The organism is Vibrio sp. RM-69-4 (assembly GCF_024743775.1).
Classification (GTDB): Bacteria; Pseudomonadota; Gammaproteobacteria; order Enterobacterales; family Vibrionaceae; genus Vibrio; species Vibrio anguillarum.
In genome coordinates this window covers 16,069-35,404 of sequence record NZ_JAMQXI010000031.1, presented here as the reverse complement: position 1 = coordinate 35,404, position 19,336 = coordinate 16,069, and the positions used below count along the sequence as shown (strand labels likewise).

The 19,336-nt window shown below is 43.0% G+C and carries 16 protein-coding genes; 11 read left to right on the top strand and 5 right to left on the bottom strand.

Going from position 1 to position 19,336, the window contains the following annotated elements:
- Positions 1–4: 4 nt before the first annotated feature.
- Both NB504_RS03170 and NB504_RS03165 read left to right on the top strand, forming a co-directional pair.
- Entirely contained in the window at positions 5–1,663 is a 1,659-nt protein-coding gene (locus tag NB504_RS03170) for an EAL domain-containing protein (RefSeq protein WP_258428256.1), read from the top strand.
- Complete coding sequence (locus tag NB504_RS03165; protein WP_258428255.1) at positions 1,639–2,994, top strand: HD domain-containing phosphohydrolase; 1,356 nt, start codon at positions 1,639–1,641, stop codon at positions 2,992–2,994. Before NB504_RS03170 ends, NB504_RS03165 begins: the two co-directional genes overlap by 25 nt.
- A gap of 41 nt (positions 2,995–3,035) precedes the next feature.
- Here NB504_RS03165 and NB504_RS03160 read toward each other — a convergent pair whose 3' ends face one another.
- Both NB504_RS03160 and NB504_RS03155 read right to left on the bottom strand, forming a co-directional pair.
- The gene (locus NB504_RS03160; protein WP_019280889.1) at positions 3,036–4,739 is read right to left on the bottom strand and encodes an FAD-dependent oxidoreductase; all 1,704 of its coding nucleotides are present in this window, start codon (positions 4,737–4,739) and stop codon (positions 3,036–3,038) included.
- 52 nt (positions 4,740–4,791) lie between these two features.
- Positions 4,792–4,977, bottom strand: a complete 186-nt coding sequence (locus tag NB504_RS03155; protein WP_017042380.1) for a DUF2892 domain-containing protein — start codon at positions 4,975–4,977, stop codon at positions 4,792–4,794.
- Positions 4,978–5,109: 132 nt separating this feature from the next.
- On the opposite strand from NB504_RS03155, the gene NB504_RS03150 reads away from it, so the two are divergent.
- The 6 genes from NB504_RS03150 to NB504_RS03125 all read left to right on the top strand — a co-directional run bounded on the left by NB504_RS03150 (position 5,110) and on the right by NB504_RS03125 (position 11,983).
- Positions 5,110–5,439, top strand: a complete 330-nt coding sequence (locus NB504_RS03150) for a metalloregulator ArsR/SmtB family transcription factor (RefSeq protein ID WP_013867870.1) — start codon at positions 5,110–5,112, stop codon at positions 5,437–5,439.
- A 30-nt stretch (positions 5,440–5,469) separates the two neighbouring features.
- Positions 5,470–5,889, top strand: a complete 420-nt coding sequence (locus NB504_RS03145) for a YeeE/YedE family protein (RefSeq protein WP_013867869.1) — start codon at positions 5,470–5,472, stop codon at positions 5,887–5,889.
- A 10-nt stretch (positions 5,890–5,899) separates the two neighbouring features.
- Positions 5,900–6,358 (top strand): YeeE/YedE family protein, encoded by a 459-nt coding sequence (locus NB504_RS03140; protein WP_013867868.1) that lies wholly within the window; start codon positions 5,900–5,902, stop codon positions 6,356–6,358.
- A gap of 56 nt (positions 6,359–6,414) precedes the next feature.
- Positions 6,415–7,434, top strand: a complete 1,020-nt coding sequence (locus NB504_RS03135; RefSeq protein WP_405054800.1) for an efflux RND transporter periplasmic adaptor subunit — start codon at positions 6,415–6,417, stop codon at positions 7,432–7,434.
- A 1-nt stretch (position 7,435) separates the two neighbouring features.
- Entirely contained in the window at positions 7,436–10,582 is a 3,147-nt protein-coding gene (locus tag NB504_RS03130; protein ID WP_258428253.1) for an efflux RND transporter permease subunit, read from the top strand.
- A gap of 231 nt (positions 10,583–10,813) precedes the next feature.
- A complete protein-coding gene (locus NB504_RS03125) occupies positions 10,814–11,983 on the top strand; it encodes a sensor domain-containing diguanylate cyclase (RefSeq protein ID WP_258428252.1) in 1,170 nt (389 codons plus the stop codon).
- Positions 11,984–12,272: 289 nt separating this feature from the next.
- Here NB504_RS03125 and NB504_RS03120 read toward each other — a convergent pair whose 3' ends face one another.
- The 3 genes from NB504_RS03120 to NB504_RS03110 are packed head-to-tail and all read right to left on the bottom strand — an operon-like array spanning position 12,273 to position 14,906.
- Entirely contained in the window at positions 12,273–13,109 is an 837-nt protein-coding gene (locus tag NB504_RS03120) for a lipid A biosynthesis acyltransferase (protein WP_309303436.1), read from the bottom strand.
- A complete protein-coding gene (locus NB504_RS03115; RefSeq protein WP_047689730.1) occupies positions 13,096–13,326 on the bottom strand; it encodes an acyl carrier protein in 231 nt (76 codons plus the stop codon). The genes NB504_RS03120 and NB504_RS03115 overlap by 14 nt, the downstream gene beginning before the upstream one ends.
- Positions 13,323–14,906: an AMP-binding protein gene (locus NB504_RS03110; RefSeq protein WP_258428251.1), complete on the bottom strand. Its 1,584-nt coding sequence runs from the start codon at positions 14,904–14,906 to the stop codon at positions 13,323–13,325. The genes NB504_RS03115 and NB504_RS03110 overlap by 4 nt, the downstream gene beginning before the upstream one ends.
- 550 nt (positions 14,907–15,456) lie before the next feature.
- Here NB504_RS03110 and nrdD point away from each other — a divergent pair.
- From nrdD to NB504_RS03095, 3 genes are all read left to right on the top strand, one after another.
- Positions 15,457–17,577: an anaerobic ribonucleoside-triphosphate reductase gene (nrdD, locus tag NB504_RS03105; RefSeq protein ID WP_258428276.1), complete on the top strand. Its 2,121-nt coding sequence runs from the start codon at positions 15,457–15,459 to the stop codon at positions 17,575–17,577.
- Between the two features lie 23 nt (positions 17,578–17,600).
- The gene (gene nrdG, locus NB504_RS03100) at positions 17,601–18,068 is read left to right on the top strand and encodes an anaerobic ribonucleoside-triphosphate reductase-activating protein (RefSeq protein WP_258428250.1); all 468 of its coding nucleotides are present in this window, start codon (positions 17,601–17,603) and stop codon (positions 18,066–18,068) included.
- Between the two features lie 62 nt (positions 18,069–18,130).
- Complete coding sequence (locus NB504_RS03095; RefSeq protein ID WP_258428249.1) at positions 18,131–19,312, top strand: amino acid aminotransferase; 1,182 nt, start codon at positions 18,131–18,133, stop codon at positions 19,310–19,312.
- Positions 19,313–19,336 lie beyond the last annotated feature (24 nt).

Below are 19,336 nucleotides of genomic sequence, written 5' to 3'. Positions count from 1 at the left end.
TTGTATGTTTCGATATAAAGAAATTCTGCTTGTAGATGATGAGCCAGCGGTACTTAAAGCTTTAACTCGTGAATTCAAACCGCATTTTTCTGTGGTTCATTGTGCGAGTAGCGGCCTTGAGGCTCTGACTATTTTAGAGCGGCACCCTATCGAAATTGTGATTTCTGATTATCGAATGCCTAATATGGATGGGACAGAGCTGGTCGTTAATATTCGCAATAAGTATCCTCATGTTGTAACCATTATTCTATCTGGTCAAGCTGACATCAAAGGTTTGTCTCGTGCTTTGAACGAAGGGAAATTGCATCGTTTTCTCCAAAAACCATGGGATAGAGAGGAGCTGATTGAAACCATACGTTTGAGTTTATTGGAGCGTGAAGCATTGCTAGGTAGTGATGTGCTGACGAACTTAAAAAACCGGCGTACGTTAGATGAACAGATTATCGAATTGAAAAAACATGGTGACTCCTCATACGCTTTGGTCATGGTGAATATTGCTAATTTAGACGAAATTAACTATCAATACGGCGGAGCGCTTGGTAATCAATTTATTAAAACGCTGGCGTGGCATCTGAGTGATGGTAATACAGAGCCGGAAACCATATATCGCTACAAAGATAAGCTGTTTATGTGCATTCCATACAGCCCCAAAGGTTATCAAGTTGTGATGCGCCTATGTTCGCGGCTCTCTCAGCCTGTTGAAGTCGACACACATCTTATTAAAACCAGATACACGGTTTTGCTCTGTGATGTTAAATCGTTGCATCAAGTCGATGATATATCCATTGCTGACCTTAATGAACGCTCGCGAGTGCGTTTGCATCATCAACTGCCGATTTACTGGCTCGATAATGATCCTCAATCCCGAGAGTTATTGGCGCTATTTTCTGTATTAAACGATATCGATAGACGCTATTTCTGCGCGTTTTATCAGCCGCAACTATCGACGGTAACTGGTGATGTTTGTGGATTTGAAGCATTAGCTAGGCGCAAAACAGTTGAGAATGAGTGGCAATATCCAGCCAGTTTCTTACCCATAATTGAGCAGTATGGTTTAACTAAAGTGTTGACCGAAAAAATATTGGAAGACGTACTGATGTTCATCAAACAACATCAGAAACTAATTAAAGATCGAAATATCAGTGTTAATGTGCCTGGGAACATGTTGATAAATGGGCAATTTTACGAATTATTGACTAAGCTAACTACAAAGCTCAGTTGCGGTTTGAATAACTTGTCAATAGAGATAACGGAGCATGACTTTATTGAGGATTTTATTCAGGCGAAACAAGAACTCAGTAAACTGAAAGGGTTGGGATTGAGCTGTGCACTGGATGATTTTGGAACTGGATATGCGGGCTATGAATATCTGTGCGAAATGCCTTTCGATGTACTTAAAATTGATGGACGATTTGTTCAAGCAATTGGCAAATCAGCGTCCAATGAAGTTATTCTGAGGGCAATGATAGACAGTGCTGAATCACTTGAAATGGGAGTGATCGCCGAATGGGTTGATACTCAGGAGCAAGCGGATAAATTGAAAACCTTGGGCTGTTCCATTATCCAGGGGCATTTGGTGAGTCAGGCATTATCATCAGACGACGTGGTCAGTTATTTGTCTAGAATGGAGGAGGAACGATGGAAAATGTCGCACAAAAAATAGCGATTGGTGGTGATAGACTTAGCCTTCTGCTGCTAGATGATGAGAGCGAAATTCTAAAATCACTAACGAGGGTTTTGCGTACAGATTATGACATAGTTTCTTTTAATAGCGGAAAGGAAGCCTTGGAATATTTAGAGCAACATGAGGTCTCTATTATTATCTCTGATATGCGGATGCCAGAGATGGATGGTGCCGATTTTCTCGCAAAATCAAAAGAATTATATCCTGAGACGATTCGTATCCTGCTTACTGGATATAGTGATATTCAGTCAACCGTCAGGGCAGTAAATTCCGGCGGAATTCATACCTATATTGGCAAACCATGGGATAACGAAAACCTAAAATTGATCGTTTCAAAAGCAGCGGAGTTTTATCGTCTGACAAAAGAGCGAGAACATTTGGCTGTCGAGTTAGAAAAACGCAATAGCGAGCTCGAAGTGGTGAATCTAGCCTTGGAGGACAATAATCGTAAGCTGGCTGAATTTAATCAAGATTTAGAGCAGAAGGTAAAAGAGAGAACGTTAGAGCTGCAATCATCTAATAAAAAGTTAGAACATTTATTGATAAGTCGTAACAAGACGTTTAAAGATATACTAGGTATGGTTACTGCGATCATTCAATATCGAACGGGACACCCAGCCGATCACGCAGAGCGTATTGCCAACCAAGCGAAGGTAGTAGCGCAGCGGTTAAAACTACCTGAAAGCCAAGTAAGTCATGTCTATTTGTGTGGTTTGATGCACCAAATAGGATTAATCGGTGCGAAAGATAAAGAACTTGAAAAGTTGATTGTTGATCCAGAAACCTCAATTCCTCAGAGTCCTAATGCCAATTCTGTATTAGGTGCCGAGATTTTAGGCCGAATTAAGCGCTTTGAACCACTAGTTGAGATCATTCGCCACCAAGATGAGTTGTATGACGGTACTGGTAAGCCAGGCCATTTACATGGTGAAGAAATACCTTTGTGTTCACGTATTATTAAAGTGGTTAAAGATTATGACTACTATATTGCATCACCAAATAATCCACGTCGTATGCATACCAAAAGTGCGCAGAGTTATATAAAAGAGCAGGCTGGAACCTTATATGACCCCACAGTCGTGGATGCTTTTTTAATGGTAGTAACTTCGTTAAAACACTTGGAGGATGGCCTAGAATTGTGCATTGGTTTGAGTGAAGTGAAACCGGGTATGAAAATTAAGCGTGATTTGTACTTACCCAATGGAAACTTAATGTTGACCGCTGGCAATCAAATTAACTCAGCTTTGTTGGCGAAATTAAAAGAGCTTGAAGAACAGACTAATATGCCAATCGCGGTTTACATCGGTTAACTTAAAAAGAGTGCCGCATCAGCAGCACTCAATTGAATCTTTTATTGTTTTGCAAACAGATAAGTACGGAACCCACCAATCAAGTTACGTGCTTTAAAGCCATTATTGGCCAGTTGGCGGTAGGCTACATTACCGCGCAACCCGACTTGGCAATAAATGATGATCTCTTTGTCTTTGGGCAGTTCATCCATACGTTGACGAAGTTGGTCAACCGGAATATTGATGTCGCCTTTGAGATGATTACCATTTTCACGTTCACTTGGATTACGTACATCCAAAATAATATGCGTGTCACTTAGCGAATCGATTTGATCAAAATGGATGGCTTTTGCATCGCCTTTCATTATATTTGTCGCGACAAAAGCTGCTTGGTTAATCACATCTTTCGCGCTGCCGTATGGTGGCGCGTAAGTCAGCTCTAAGTGTTGTAGTTGTTCTACTGTCATACCTGCACGTTGAGCGACAGCCATCACGTCGATACGCTTGTCGATGCCATCTTTACCCACCGCTTGTGCCCCGAAGATTTTGCCTGATTTTGGATCGAACAGCATTTTGAACGACACCACTTCAGCGCCCGGATAGTAGCTCGCATGGCTGGCTGTGTGAACGTACACTTTTTCGTAATCAACGCCGTCACGTTTTAGTTGCTTCTCATTTTTGCCTGTGGATGCCACGGCTAAGTCGAATATTTTACAGATTGCGGTTCCTTGTGTTCCTTGATAGGTTTCGTTACGACCAAGCATGTTATCAGCTGCCATGCGACCTTGGCGATTGGCAGGACCTGCGAGTGGAACCAGCGTTTGTTTGCCTGTAACAAAATCCTTTTCTTCGATCGCATCGCCGACGGCGTAAATCGCTGGATCGCTGGTCTGCATCTGTTCGTTCACCCAAATGCCACCAAGTTCACCGAGTTGTAAGCCCGCTTCAGCAGCCAGTTTGGTTTCTGGACGCACACCAATCGCCATAATCAGGATGTCAGTGGTGAGTATTTCACCATTGCTGAGCACAAGATCCAGTTCACCTTCGATGTGTTTGTGCTCCAGAGTTTCACCCGATTCTGTGCTAGGTAACGTCGCCGCTGGTTTATATTCGACCGATTTTAAGGCAACACCTAAACGTAAATCGATGCCTTTAGCGCGAATCTCCGCATGAGCAAAGCCCGCCATTTCACTATCGACAGGTGTCATTACCTGATCAGCCATTTCGATCAGCGTGGTTTTGATACCAAGGTGATGGAACGCTTCCATCATTTCCAAACCGATAAAACCACCGCCGACGACAGTTGCATGCTCAGGTTTATTCATTTGCAGCGTCTGGATGATTTTATCCATATCTGGAATGTTGCGCAGCGAATGGGTCAGTGGGTTTTGAATCCCAGGAATCGACGGGACAATAGGACCCGCTCCAGGGGAAAGCAGCAAAAAATCATAGCTTTCTTGGTACTCTGACTGATCGAGCAGATTGCGTACAGTGATGGTTTTCGCTGCACGATTAATGCGCAGCACTTCATTCATAGTGCGCACATCTACATTAAAACGCGCTAAAAAGCTTTCCGGTGTTTGTAGCAGCAAATTGCTGCGCTCTTTGATGTCACCGCCGATGTGATATGGCAAGCCACAGTTAGCAAATGAAACGAAGGGGCCCCGCTCAAACATAATGATTTCAGCTTCTTCGCTGAGTCGACGAGCACGAGCCGCTGCGGATGCACCACCCGCGACACCACCAATAATCACAATCTTAGTCATAAATTACTCCAGTAAAATTAAACAAAAGCGGCATGGTAAGGTAAGTAAATCCTCAGTGCAGGCCAAGCTTTTTCAAGAAAAAGGCCGCTGGACAAATCCCTGTGAAAGCGCTTTGAATTAAGTTCACTCCAACAAATACCGTTAGCCAAATAAAGTTTGAATGGACAAACACAGTTAAAACGATCGACAGCAGTACCATGCTGCCCGCCAATATTCTTACCCCATTTTCAATCGTCATGTTGTTACCCTCCGTTGTAAATTAAAGTCACTATAAATTTATTGATTAGCAATGTCTAATGTTAATTTATCTAATTTTGGATAAGCTAAATAAGCGTTGACTAAAGCTCATTCATTAGTATTATCTAATTAAATGCAATGCGAAGGGGGAATGATGGAGATCACATCAGTCAATGTGGAGCAAATGAAAACAAATGCGATAGAGGTTTCAGAGTTGCTTAAAACGATGGCCCACCCTGAGCGTTTGATGGTGCTTTGCCAGTTAATTAATGGTGAGGTGGGCGTTGGAGAATTGCAGCAAAGCTCGATGTTAAGTCAATCAGCCTTTTCGCAACATTTAACCGTGCTTCGTAAGCAAAATATGATCAAAGCAAGAAAGGAGTCACAGCAAGTCTTCTATTCGCTATCGGATCCGCGGGTTGTACAGCTTATTCAAAGTTTGCAGACCGTTTTTTGTAATTAGTTCATTTGTCATAGGTTAAAAGGATAAATAATGTTGTTTTCTATTCCTTGGGAATCGTTGTTAGGTGGTGTTTTACTAGGGATATCAACTTCACTCATGTTGCTGTTTAACGGCAAAATTGCTGGGATAAGTGGGGTATTAACGGGATTGATGACGCCTAAAACGCGTGATTTTGCATGGCGTTTGTTATTTGCACTTGGCATGGTAACTGGTGGTGCTATTGCCGTTTGGTTTTTAAATGCACAAGTGCCGCAAACTTTTAACTTTAATAACGGTGTTTTGGCGCTTGCTGGCCTATTAGTTGGGGTAGGCACTCGATTAGGAAATGGTTGCACCAGTGGCCATGGTATCTGTGGTGTTGGTCGACTATCCACTCGCTCTATTGCGGCGACAGGTACCTTCATGGGCGTTGCTGCCATTACTGTGTTTGTACGCCTTCATCTTCTATAAGTGAGTCAAAATGAATCAGATGTTGTTTAGATTAACCTCGTTAGTGGCAGGTATTTTGTTTGGTGCGGGTATGGTTATCTCAGGAATGGCCAATCCAGCCAAAGTCGTAGGTTTTTTGGATGTGGCTGGTGCTTGGGATCCAAGCTTAATGTTTGTGATGGGAGGTGCATTGGCCGTTTTTATGCCGACCTATTTCATCGTTATTAAAGCAAGACAGCAGCCTATAAACGCAGAAAAATTCTGTTTAGCGACGACTCGCAGTGTTGATACCCGGCTTATCTCTGGTGCTGCGATTTTTGGGTTAGGTTGGGGATTAGTGGGCATCTGTCCAGGGCCAGCACTATCAAGCCTTGCACTGGGTAATATTGAGGTATGGCTATTCTTTGTCTCAATGATGGTTGGGCTTGGTGCAACTAATTTGTTGATCTGCATTAAGAATAATAAACAACAGCAAACGCAAACGGTTTAATCTAACTAGAATTCAATAAGCAAGTGGAATCGTAACGATCAACATGAGGGATGGGTATGAAAAGGCGAATTTGGATTGCGTGTATTGCCTTAATCACGAGCGGTTATTGGGCCGTTGGCTATGCTGATGATCGTTATATCGTGACCTATGAGCAGATACCACAGCAGATTGCATTTGAAGGTGTTGTCCAGCCAGTTAACAAAGGGACAGTTGCGGCTCAAACCTCTGGTCGAGTCGTTGGTGTGTATGTCGACGTTAACGATTTTGTTAAAAAGGGCGACGTGCTATTAGAAATCAGCGCTATTCAGCAATCGGCTTCTTTAGACGCATCTCAAGCTCAGTTAACCAGTGCAGAGGCTCGAAATCGTGAAGCTCAAGCTCAACTAAAGCGTTATCGACTGCTGTTTCCTAAAGGTGCGATTTCACAAGACCAAATGGATGGCGCTGAAGCTCAAGCTCGAAGTGCTGCTGCGGCCGTCAAGGCGGCAAAAGCCGCAGTCGTGCAGGCGAAGGAGTCACTTGGATACACCAATATTACCGCCCCTTATGATGGTGTCGTGACGGAGCGACATGTAGAGCTGGGTGAAACGGTGGTTCCGGGTACTGCGCTGCTCAGTGGTTTCTCATTCAATGAGTTGCGTGTTGAAACGGCTATTCCGCAGCGCTATCAGCCTGCAGTCACCAATGTTGCTCAATTCCAAGTCATTATGCCTACGGGCGATAAAATAACCCCAATCGATTACAGCTTATTCAGTTATGCCGACCCTCAATCACATACATTCAAAATCCGTCTTGGGTTGCCTCGTGTAGATCAAACTGACAAGCTCGGGCAAGTGATGCCAGGAATGTGGGTCAAGACAGAGTTTAATTATGGTCAACGTGAGGTGATGCTCATTCCTGTTACCGCTGTGATTCGCCGAGCAGAACTGAGTGCCGTATATCGCATCGTTGATGATAAACGACTGCTAAATCCAGTGCGATTAGGGCAAACCTATGGTGAATATGTGGAAGTATTATCTGGCTTGGAACAAGGTGATACGGTCGCAAGCCGTGTATTTACACAAGTAGGTGAGTGATATGGATAATCGTTTAGGCGTCTCAGGACGTATTGCCAAAGCTTTTCAGACTTCAGCGATGACGCCGTTGCTCGCGATTGTTGGGTTACTGATAGGCGTTTTTGCGGTAATGGTTACTCCTAAAGAAGAAGAGCCGCAAATCGATGTGACCTTTGCCGATGTGTATATTCCTTTTCCCGGAGCTTCTCCGGCGGAAGTGGAAAGTTTAGTGACGAACCCAGCAGAGCAGATCATCTCTGAAATTGAGGGAATTGATAAAATTTACTCTTTTTCACAACCCGATGGTGCGATGATTGTGGCTATCTTTGATGTCGGCGTTCCTAGAAACGACGCCGTGGTTCGTATTTATAATAAACTCTATTCCAATAAAGATTGGATGCCAAAAGGCGTTGGGGTGGGCGAGCCGATCATCAAACCTAAAGGCATTGAAGATGTGCCTATCGTCAGCATTACGTTATCCGATAAAACGGGCACTTTGGACAACCAACAGTTAACGCAAGTGGCCCATGGTTTAGAAACAGAGCTCAAACGCATTGATGGTACACGAGACATTTATACGATAGGTCGCCACCCTACTATTGTTGATGTACGTTTAGACCCCGTTAAAATGAACAGCTTTGGCATCACGTTAGATCAACTGAATCAGCATCTTCCTGCGGCGAACCACAGCTCTCCAATGTTGAAACTAACGCATGAAAATCAGCAGTTTCCCGTCCAAATTGGTCAGTTTTTAACAAAAGTTGAAGAAGTAAAGCAATTGGTGATTGGGCTGCATAACCAGACACCGGTATATTTAGCGGATGTCGCTACGGTTCAATTGGGTGTTGATACATCAACCCAACAAGTTTGGACCAGTGATAAACAAGGTATTTATCCAGCAGTTACCTTAGCCATTGCTAAAAAAGGAGGTGAAAACGCCGTTCGTGTGGCTGAGATGGTTGAAGCTCGAGTTGCAGAACTTGAAAATCAGTTAATTCCACACGGAATCAGTGTTGAAATCACGCGTGACTACGGGAAAACCGCCGCCGATAAGAGCAATACATTGATCGGCAAATTGATTTTTGCGACCATTGCAGTCGTTATTTTGGTGGTTATTGCGATGGGATGGCGTGAGGCTATCGTGGTCGGTATGGCTATTATTGTCACCTTGATGATGACACTGTTTGCATCATGGGCATGGGGTTTTACACTCAATCGGGTCTCGCTTTTTGCGTTAATTTTCTCTATTGGTATTTTAGTGGACGATGCCATTGTTGTTGTGGAAAATATTCACCGTCATATGGCGTTAGGTAAGCGCAAACTGGCGGATCTCATTCCTACGGCGGTTGATGAAGTGGGTGGACCTACAATCCTTGCCACCTTAACCGTGATTGCCGCACTGTTGCCAATGGCCTTTGTCTCTGGGCTTATGGGCCCGTATATGAGCCCAATTCCCATCAATGCTTCGATGGGAATGCTGATTTCATTGGCGGTTGCATTTGTCTTTTCACCTTGGTTAGCGGCCAAGTTTCTTAAGCCTTCATCGCATCAAGCACAATCTCAATCAACTCAAGGCATCTTTCACCGAATCATGAATCCTTTCGTGGTCTCCGCTGCACAAAGACGTAACCGGCTTTTCTTGATGCTTGCGATATTTGCGCTTATTGCTGGCTCCCTATTATTGCCAATCACGAAGGCCGTGGTTTTAAAAATGCTGCCTTTCGATAATAAATCAGAGTTTCAAGTGGTATTGGATATGCCTGAAGGGGCGTCGCTTGAGAAAACGCAACGCGTTTTATTTGAACTTGGTGCGGTGTTAAATAGCGTGCCTGAAGTCAGTGGGTATCAGATTTACGCAGGTACAGCCGCACCGATCAACTTCAATGGCCTTGTGCGTCATTATTTTATGCGCAATCAAGCCAACCAAGGCGATATTCAGGTGAACCTGTTAGGGCGAAAAGAGCGCGATAAAGATAGTCATACGATTGCAAGTGAGGTACGCCCCAAGCTTAATGAGGTTGCCAGCCGATTTGGCGGTAAAGTCAAAGTCGTTGAAGTTCCACCGGGGCCACCCGTTTGGTCACCTATTTTAGCAGAAGTTTATGGTCCGACACATGACATTCGGGCACAAGCGGCAAGGATGCTACGCGGGATCTTCCACGAAACAGCGGATATTGTCGATATCGATATGTATCTACCGGAAGTGCATCAAAAATGGCAAGTAGTGATTGATCGCAGCAAAGCGTCACACTATCAAGTACCTTATGCTTCGATAGTTGATGCTTTGGCGACGGCCGTCGGTGGAAAGCCGATCACCTATTTGCACAGTGAGCACAGCAAGTACCCGATCCCGATTCAAGTGCAAGCTAGTGAAAACTTCAAAGTCCGATTAGATCAAGTGTTGAACATGAAAGTAGCGAGCACAGCGGGCAGTGCATATCCATTGTCTGATTTAGTCACTATTCGCCAAACTCAAATGGATGACTACATTGTGCATAAAAACCTGTTACCAATGGTGATGGTGGTGGCGGATATGACGGGTGAAACAGACAGCCCCTTATACGGTATGTTTGAAATGGCGTTCAACATCAATGCACTTGGTCTACCTGTGGAACAGTATTATATCCACCAACCTACAGGATTAAATGGTGTCGAAATCTTCTGGGATGGTGAATGGACGATCACTTATGAAACATTCCGCGACATGGGCATTGCCTACGCGGTTGGGATGATCCTTATTTACTTACTGGTTGTCGCGCAGTTTAGGTCCTACCTTGTTCCGTTGATCATTATGGCTCCAATTCCACTGACGATTATCGGCGTCATGCCCGGCCATGCGTTACTTGGTGCTCAGTTCACTGCCACGTCGATGATTGGGATGATTGCGTTAGCAGGGATTATTGTGCGTAACTCTATCTTGCTGGTTGATTTCATTAATCAGCAGATTGAGGAAGGTGTGGCATTTTCCGAAGCGGTTATTCAGTCTGCGTCTGTTCGTGCTAAACCCATCATGCTTACCGCTTTAGCGGCCATGATCGGGGCGGTATTTATTTTAGATGATCCCATTTTTAATGGCTTAGCCATTAGCCTGATTTTCGGCATCTTTGTTTCTACCGTCTTAACTTTATTGGTTATTCCTGTTTTGTATTATACGGTTATGCGTCATTGATCTTTCTGTTCTAACTATTCCCTTGCTCTAACTATAAAAAGGGCGCTGAGTAGTCAGCGCCCTTTTTGTCAGCTTTAAAATGTCAGCAGGCAATGGATATTAAAAATGCAGTTTTAAATAGGTAGATTACGGATAAATTCGCTATGATTATAACTAAAGGTGTTTCATAACAAGAAAAGCGGTGCAAGCTTAATCGTGTTTGAGTCAACTAAACTCCCCAGTTAGGAAAACATGAAACTGAAATCTGCGTTATTGATGATATTTTCTCGAGTGATGGCTGTATTGGCGCTGCAGCTTCCAGTCATCGCTTCTACGGCAGAAGTCGGTGAACCACTCTCCAGCGAGCATGATCTTTCTCAACCTCTGGTCATTACAAGCTCAGCCAAGTGGAAACCGTATTCGTATATTAATAAGCAAGGAGAGCCTGCCGGAATCTTAGTCGATTATTGGAAAGTCGTTGCTGAGCAAAGCGGGTTCGATGTTGAATTTAAACTAGTAAGCTGGAACGAATCACTAGAGCTGGTTAAACATGGGCAAGCCGATGTTCATGCGGGTCTAATTCAATCACCTGAGCGAGATCTATTCCTCGATTTTGGACCTGAAATTATGGCGATCGAGACGCACGTATTCTTAGATCAACACTTACTCGGTACGGATTTTGACAAAATATTTTCAGGTGAAGTCGATATTAAGGTTGGCGTTGTATTGGGTGGCTATGAGGCGTATTACGCAGCTCAATATTTACCTAAATTAAACTTGGTCTACTTTGCCACGAATGAAGATATGTTGTATGCCGCTTCCAGTGCAAAATTAGAAGGGTTTATTAGCGATTATCAAGTCGCTAATCTCTTTATGTTTACAGAAAATAGCCAGAAAAAATATGTGCCAGTTAAGTTTCTCTATTCTGAGCCGTTGCGCTTTGGGGTGAAAGAGGGCAATGACGTTCTTTGGCAGAAGCTCGCAAATGCGACAGATAAGGTATCTGATGCTTCTAAAATGCAGTTATTTAGTCGCTGGATCTACATGGAAAAGGTTTACCCAAAATATTTTATCCCGATCATCATTAGCGTAGCTCTGATGGTTCTCTGTACTTACATCTTGATGTTAAGACGCGCAGTCATACATAAAACCATCGATTTAGAGAGAGCAAACCACTTGCTAGAGAAATTGGCGCAAACTGATGAGCTAACAAAAATCAGTAATCGCCGACACTTCCAATCAAAGATAGCAGAATTGCAAGGAACTCCTGTTCCTTTCACCTTATTGGTGTTTGACATTGATAACTTTAAGCTAATCAATGATCAGTTTGGTCATGAAGTGGGAGATCAAGCCATTATTCATGTGGTTAGACATGTACAGAGAAAGTTATCCAATAATGACTTTATTGCTCGTTTAGGTTGAGAAGAGTTCGGCATTATTTTAACTCAACATAATTTTGAAGAAGCTCACGTAAAGCTGAGCTAGTTTGTCAAAGAGTCTATGAGCGGCCATTATCAATAATGGACCAACGGCTGATACTGAGTATCAGCCTAGGTGGTGTTCATTACGATACGGTTCCCGATCAAGTTACGCTAAATGATGCCGATCATTTAATGTATGAAGCAAAGGCATTAGGAAAAAATAGAGCGATTGTTAGTACTATTGAATCAATAAAATCGTCGTATTGAAAGGTATGTAATAAAAAGAGCCTTTACTTCCATCTTCTATATTGCCATATCCATTGGGTTGGATGTGCTCTAATAACGAATTCCATTGTATTCGCTAGGTGCTGAGCATCTTCTGTTATTTTTTCACTTAATGTACCTTCATGTGCAAGCTTAAAGGAAGAAAAATACATTTTCTGTATATTTCCTGATGTTAAAGCATAGTGAAAATATATAGGGCATCCTAGTTTGTGAGCTAGAAAAAAAGGAGTCGGTGCGAGTTCTGTTTTTTGACCAAACCATTCGACGGGGACACCTTTAGTACGCATATCCATATGCAGTACAATCCAGTAGCCTTGTTTGATTTGCTCCAGTAATGCAATCAACAGGTTATCTTGGCGCAAAAGATGTGGAATTTTAGCTAAGTGAGCAGCCTGAGTGATCATGATATTTTCATCGATACGATCGCCAGACTTACCTGCACCAAAAATAGTTTTTGTTCGAATGCCTTTCTGGTTAAGTAACCAAGTTACTCCATCATAAACCCCCATGTGTGGACACATAATGATGCCTCCAGTCGTCGCATTAGCAATGTGGCTAAAAGCGGATTGGTCAATAATTTCATAAGCATAATGAGCGTGGTGACAAAACCCAACCAGATTTTTGAGGGAAATAAGAGCAGCCTCTTCAGCAATTATTTTTTGTTGTTGATCATTCAGAGCGGGTAATGCGTATGATAGCCCTTGTTGGGCTATGTGCATTTTTTTTCTCGCTAATATTTTTGCACCTAAATGACAAAGTGCTACTTTAAAAGAGAGAGGCAGATAGAAAATAACAGTGACGAGGTGTTTTAATATCAAGTGGCGCATTTTAATTCTCGGCATATTGAGTAAACCATTCAATAACTTCGTTTACACTGGCTTTTTGATCGAAGGTGATATCCATTAAATCAACGAAAATATTAAACTGATTTTCTACTTGGGCGATAAGATCAATAAAAGCAAAAGAATCTATTTCATCAAAAAATCGAGTTAATTTACGCTCATTTATTTCTGACTTATCTATGCCAAGCTTATCAATAATAAATTGTTCAATATTCATAATATTTGTGTCTCTAGCTGTTTTTGTAATGCTTTTATGTCTGTTTTGCCATTGATGTTGAGAGGTAATTTATCGAGTATGTACCACTCTTTCGGAACAAAAATTGGATTTAATTTCTTTTTACATTCCGAGATCCATTGATTGGGTTGCCATTGCTCTGGTTTACTGACAAAGGCGACGGTGCCGCTAGCATAACCTGACGGGCTCAATGGCCAAGGAACAATGGCAATACTGTGTGATTGTGTTACCTGACGGGCGATGGTTTCTATTTCTCCTAATTCCACACGTTGCCCTGCAATTTTAACTTGGTGATCCAGTCGTCCTAGATGAATGAGGTGAGAATCGCGTATTGAAACTAGGTCGCCGGTACGATACCAACGTATACCGTCTTTTAAAAAATAAGCTTTAGCGGTATTGGTTTTATCATTGAGATAACCTTCGGTTAATTGTGGACCTGATAGGCATAATTCACCGGTAGTGTTCGCCAGCGTATTAGTGATACGGTGCCATTGTTGTTCTTCATCAATGATGGCAAGTTGATGATCGGAAAAGCTATTTCCGATAGGAACGCTATTGAAGTGCAAATCATCACATGATTGGTATAGATGAGAGGTTACGGCTACGGTACATTCGGTTGGACCATAGAGATTAATCACCGCACACCCCGTCGCCATTTCCCACCGATAAGCCAATTCAGGGAGAAGCGCTTGCCCGCAGAAAAAGCTTAGCCTTAATGAAGGCATTGAGTGTTCGACGAGATTATCTCGCTGCAAGCAGAGCTCAATGACTGTTGGGACCGATAACCAAGCGGTTAATTGGTGATGGCGAATGAATCCGACAGGGTTTAATTTAACCAATTCAGGAAGGCTATATAAGCAAGCACCGGACATCATCGCACAAAAAATATCATGCACTGAAAGATCAAAACTTAAGTCAGAGAATTGAGCAACACGATCATCACTTGTCATGGGCCATCTGTGGTAAATATTCCCCAAATAGCTGTGCAGATTATCGTAGTTGACCGCTATTCGTTTTGGTTTTCCTGTGGAACCCGAAGTTTGCATAATATAGGCGTAACGGCTTCCGTCTGGAGCGGTCAATTGCGTTTTCCAAAATGAAAAGTCATCTTCTGTTGAGTCGATAGTATAGAACTCATGATCGGGGTATCGCGCACTTATCTCACAGGCATCAACTCCAGATAAACAAAATATCTGATAATGGATAGGGGCTATTTCAAGAATGTCAGAAAGACGGTGTAATTGGTGTTTATCAATCACTAGAGCGGTGCAACCTGTCTCTTCAAGAGTTTCTATGATTTGTTTCGAGGCCAGCCGTTGGTTCAATGGGATATACGTTTTACCGCCTAAATAGCATCCCCAAATAGCGGCGTATGCGCTGAGGTCGCGCTGCGACAAAATAGCAATATTAGTAATGGAAAGTGACTGCCACTGCTTATTTAAAGCGCAAGCAATTGCGGTCATTTGTTGGTAGGTGTAGCTGCACTTATCCACCCAAAGAGCAGGTTTATGGAGATGGTTCTGGATTGCATTAAGCACAATTGAACGTATATCAAATAACATAAGGCACTACTTTTACTTAAAATATTGAACGTCTGAATGGGTGTAATCATAGAGGGTTATTGAGTAAATTGATTGTAATGAATTGTCTGATCGGCGTAAGTGTTTGTCAGTTTCAACGCATGAAACCGGTGCTTATATAGTGAAGGCTAGCGAAAAATCACGCTCCTTAGCGGGCAATGATTCCTTAATTGATGAGTTAATACTTGCCATTTAGGGCGGTTCTGCTGTTAATCGACATACACATTTTGATTTTAACATCGCAATACCTCACTGATCGAATCCGAAGGCTTAGCCTATAAGGTTCGGTGAAATTTCAAGAGGAAAAATCAAAAATTTGCAATTTTCATCGTTTCTTTTCTAAGTGAGATCTACTACTCCAAGATCGCATTGATCTTGTTCAATGCTCGGTTTTTATTGATCCAAATCAATACCCTGAGTTGGGAGTTTTCGTTAAATGCACCACAATATATTGTGTCAGTCGGATAATAAACTGCTCTATATAGTGTATTTGTGGATAACTCTGTGAGTATGCTAGGGGTAAGGAGAAATGGTGAAACCTATCGTAATCAAACGTGACGGATCGAGAGCCCCGTTCAACCGTGATCGCATTCAATCTGCCGTGGAAAGTGCAGCTGAACATATTGATAAAGAGATCGCTATTTACGCACTCAATGTGGCGTTGGCGGTAGAACTGAAGCTCAAAGATTACGATGAAGTCCATATCGCCGAGATTCAAACCTTAGTAGAGAACGAGCTAATGCAAGGGCCCTATAAAGCATTAGCTCGTTCATATATCGAGTACCGACACGATCGTGATATCGCGCGTGAAAAGCAAAGTGCTTTGACGCAAGAGATTGAAGGCCTTATCGAAGAAAGTAATGCCGATCTGCTCAATGAAAATGCGAATAAAGACGGCAAAGTGATCCCAACGCAGCGTGACTTACTGGCTGGTATTGTGGCGAAACACTACGCTAAAACCCGCATTTTACCGCGTGATATTGTGCAAGCGCATGAAGAGGGTGATATCCACTATCATGACTTGGATTACGCTCCCTTTTTCCCAATGTTTAACTGCATGCTGATTGATTTAAAAGGCATGCTCACTCATGGCTTTAAAATGGGTAATGCGGAAATTGATACGCCAAAATCAATTTCAACCGCCACTGCAGTGACCGCGCAAATTATCGCTCAGGTTGCGAGCCATATTTACGGCGGCACCACCATCAACCGTATCGATGAAGTGCTTGAACCTTATGTGACAGCCAGTTACGACAAACATTTAGAAATAGCAAAAGAGTGGGATATTCATCATCCCGAAGCCTTTGCTATGTCCCGTACAGAAAAAGAGTGCTACGACGCATTCCAGTCACTTGAATATGAAGTCAACACTTTGCATACCGCTAATGGGCAAACTCCGTTTGTCACTTTCGGCTTTGGTCTAGGGACCAGTTGGGCCTCTAAATTGATTCAACAGTCGATTTTGAAAAATCGCATTGCTGGCTTAGGCAAAAATCGTAAAACGGCTGTATTCCCTAAATTGGTATTTGCCATCAAAGATGGCTTAAATCATAAAGCGGAAGATCCAAATTATGACATCAAACAACTCGCATTAGAGTGTGCGACCAAACGCATGTACCCGGATATTCTCAACTACGACAAAGTAGTTGAAGTGACTGGTTCATTCAAAACCCCAATGGGTTGTCGCAGCTTCTTAAATACCTATGAAGAAGGTGGTGAGCTGATTCACGAAGGGCGGAATAATTTGGGGGTAGTCAGTCTCAATTTACCTCGTATCGCGCTGAAAGCGGGCCGAAATATTGAACAGTTCTACACATTACTCGATAAAAAATTAAAACTGGCTCGCCGTGCTTTAGAAACTCGCATCAGCCGCCTTGAAAAAGTCAAAGCACGCGTCGCACCTATTTTGTATATGGAAGGGGCATGTGGTGTTCGATTAAAAGCCGATGATTCTATTGCCGATATATTCAAAAATTGCCGAGCATCTATCTCTTTGGGCTACATCGGTGTGCACGAAACCATTACCGCGCTCTATGGCAGTGATACACATGTTTATGATGATAGCGAACTGCGAGATCGCGCGTTAGATATCATTAAATACCTGAAAGAGGCCGTTAACCAATGGGCGGAAGAAACTGGTTACGCGTTCAGTTTGTACGGTACGCCAAGTGAGAATCTCTGCAGCCGTTTCTGCCGTATCGACACCAAAGAATTTGGTGTGATTGAAGGCGTAACGGATAAAGGTTATTACACTAATAGCTTCCATTTGGATGTGCAAAAGAAAGTTAATCCATACGATAAGATTGATTTTGAGATGCCATATCCAGAGGTTTCAAGTGGTGGTTTTATCTGTTATGGAGAGTTTCCGAATATGCAGAAAAACATCGAAGCGCTTGAAAACGTTTGGGATTACAGTTACAGCCGTGTCCCTTATTATGGGACCAATACGCCAATTGATGAGTGCTATGAATGCGGTTTTACTGGCGAATTTGAGTGTACGAGTAAAGGGTTTACCTGTCCTAAATGTGGTAATCACGACTCATCCAAAGTCTCCGTAACCCGCCGCGTGTGTGGCTACCTTGGTAGCCCAGATGCTCGTCCGTTTAACTTCGGTAAACAAGAAGAAGTTAAACGTCGCGTTAAACACTTGTAAGTGATAGTGAGTAACCTGTTGGCATGAATTATCACCAATATCATCCGATTGATGTTGTGAATGGCCCGGGGACGCGTTGTACGCTGTTCGTCTCCGGCTGTGAACATCAGTGCAAAGGATGTTACAACAAAGGGACTTGGTCGCTGCATTCTGGCCACACTTACAATGAGCAACTAGAGCAGCAGATCATCACCGACTTGAACGACATGCGCATCAAGCGCCGAGGCTTATCCTTGTCGGGTGGCGATCCTTTACACCCGCAAAACCTTGCTTCTATTTTGCAGTTGGTTAAACGAGTAAAGGCTGAATGTGTGGGGAAAGATATCTGGTTATGGACGGGATATACCCTAAACGAACTCAGTGATGCTCAAAGACAAGTCATTGAATATGTTGATGTCTTGATTGATGGAAAATTTGAACAGGATAAAGCCGATCCAAGCTTAGAATGGCGAGGCAGTGCCAATCAAATAATCCATCAATTTAAACTGTAAAAATTATGTATCTAGTGCTAACTTGAAGGTCATTACTTGAATTTCAAAGGGTTGTGACCTTCATGTTTTCACATTTACCAACACCAACACTCGATCCAATACTTTCATTATCGGTTGCATACCGCAACGATCCTCGCAGCGAAAAAGTTGACCTAGGCATTGGCGTTTATCGTAATAGCCAAGGAGAGACGCCGATTATGCGCGCCATTGCCAAAGCGCAAGAGCACGTGATTGCCACACAAACCACTAAATCGTATGTTGGGCTTGCTGGGTGTGAAGAGTTTAACCAAAGCATGGTGAACTTATTATTGTCTGGCACTTCAGTGCTTGATCGTGTGGCTGCGATTCAAACGCCCGGAGCAAGTGGTGCGCTGCGTATGCTCGGTGACTTAATGCACGTAGCACAACCAGAAACGACGGTGTGGATTACTGACCCAAGTTACGTCAATCATAAACCTGTGATGGAAGCGGCGGGTTTAAAAGTGAAATATTATTCTTACTTCTGTCGCGAGACTAAACAAGTCGATACTGCACGGATGCTTGATGATTTATCGCAAGCAGGGCCAAAAGATGTGGTGCTTATCCATGGTTGCTGCCATAACCCAACTGGCGCGGATATTGATTTCGCCGCATGGCAAGCGATCACCAGTCTTGCGCAGAAAAATGGCTTCATCCCTTTTGTTGATGTTGCCTACCAAGGGTTTGGTGAAGGTCTTGAAGAGGATGTGAAAGGGCTGCGTTTTATGGCAAACAACGTTGAAGAGATGTTGATCACCACCTCTTGTTCAAAGAACTTTGGTCTCTACCGAGAACGAACTGGTGCCGCGATTGTTGTCGGTAAAAACGCACAAGATGTAGCGAATGCAAAAGGTAAATTACTAACGTTAGCCCGTTCGACCTACACTATGCCGCCCGATCATGGTGCTGCACTGGTGAAAACTATTTTACAAAATCAAGCATTAACCGCGATTTGGAAGCAAGAGTTAAGTGAAATGCAACAGCGTTTGTTAAACCTGCGTCAAACCTTGTGTAATCATTTGAGAAATCAGCACAATACTTCACAATTCGATTTTATCGAAAGTCACAAAGGGATGTTTACTGTGCTAGGCTTTACTCCAGAACGGATGGCTCAGCTACGTGATCAATATGGAATCTATGGGGTAGGTGATGGCCGAATTAACATTGCAGGCTTATCAGAACAACATATTCCGTATGTTGCTCAAGCCATAGTGAATGTCTCTTAAATATTTATCAGTTTGATTAGGTGG

Coding starts and splice junctions, on each gene's coding strand:
- NB504_RS03170 (WP_258428256.1), top strand. CDS start 5: ATGTTTCGATATAAAGAAATTCTGCTTGTAGATGATGAGCCAGCGGTA.
- NB504_RS03165 (WP_258428255.1), top strand. CDS start 1,639: ATGGAAAATGTCGCACAAAAAATAGCGATTGGTGGTGATAGACTTAGC.
- NB504_RS03160 (WP_019280889.1), bottom strand. CDS start 4,739: ATGACTAAGATTGTGATTATTGGTGGTGTCGCGGGTGGTGCATCCGCA.
- NB504_RS03155 (WP_017042380.1), bottom strand. CDS start 4,977: ATGACGATTGAAAATGGGGTAAGAATATTGGCGGGCAGCATGGTACTG.
- NB504_RS03150 (WP_013867870.1), top strand. CDS start 5,110: ATGCAATGCGAAGGGGGAATGATGGAGATCACATCAGTCAATGTGGAG.
- NB504_RS03145 (WP_013867869.1), top strand. CDS start 5,470: ATGTTGTTTTCTATTCCTTGGGAATCGTTGTTAGGTGGTGTTTTACTA.
- NB504_RS03140 (WP_013867868.1), top strand. CDS start 5,900: ATGAATCAGATGTTGTTTAGATTAACCTCGTTAGTGGCAGGTATTTTG.
- NB504_RS03135 (WP_405054800.1), top strand. CDS start 6,415: ATGAAAAGGCGAATTTGGATTGCGTGTATTGCCTTAATCACGAGCGGT.
- NB504_RS03130 (WP_258428253.1), top strand. CDS start 7,436: ATGGATAATCGTTTAGGCGTCTCAGGACGTATTGCCAAAGCTTTTCAG.
- NB504_RS03125 (WP_258428252.1), top strand. CDS start 10,814: ATGAAACTGAAATCTGCGTTATTGATGATATTTTCTCGAGTGATGGCT.
- NB504_RS03120 (WP_309303436.1), bottom strand. CDS start 13,109: ATGCCGAGAATTAAAATGCGCCACTTGATATTAAAACACCTCGTCACT.
- NB504_RS03115 (WP_047689730.1), bottom strand. CDS start 13,326: ATGAATATTGAACAATTTATTATTGATAAGCTTGGCATAGATAAGTCA.
- NB504_RS03110 (WP_258428251.1), bottom strand. CDS start 14,906: ATGTTATTTGATATACGTTCAATTGTGCTTAATGCAATCCAGAACCAT.
- nrdG (WP_258428250.1), top strand. CDS start 17,601: ATGAATTATCACCAATATCATCCGATTGATGTTGTGAATGGCCCGGGG.
- NB504_RS03095 (WP_258428249.1), top strand. CDS start 18,131: ATGTTTTCACATTTACCAACACCAACACTCGATCCAATACTTTCATTA.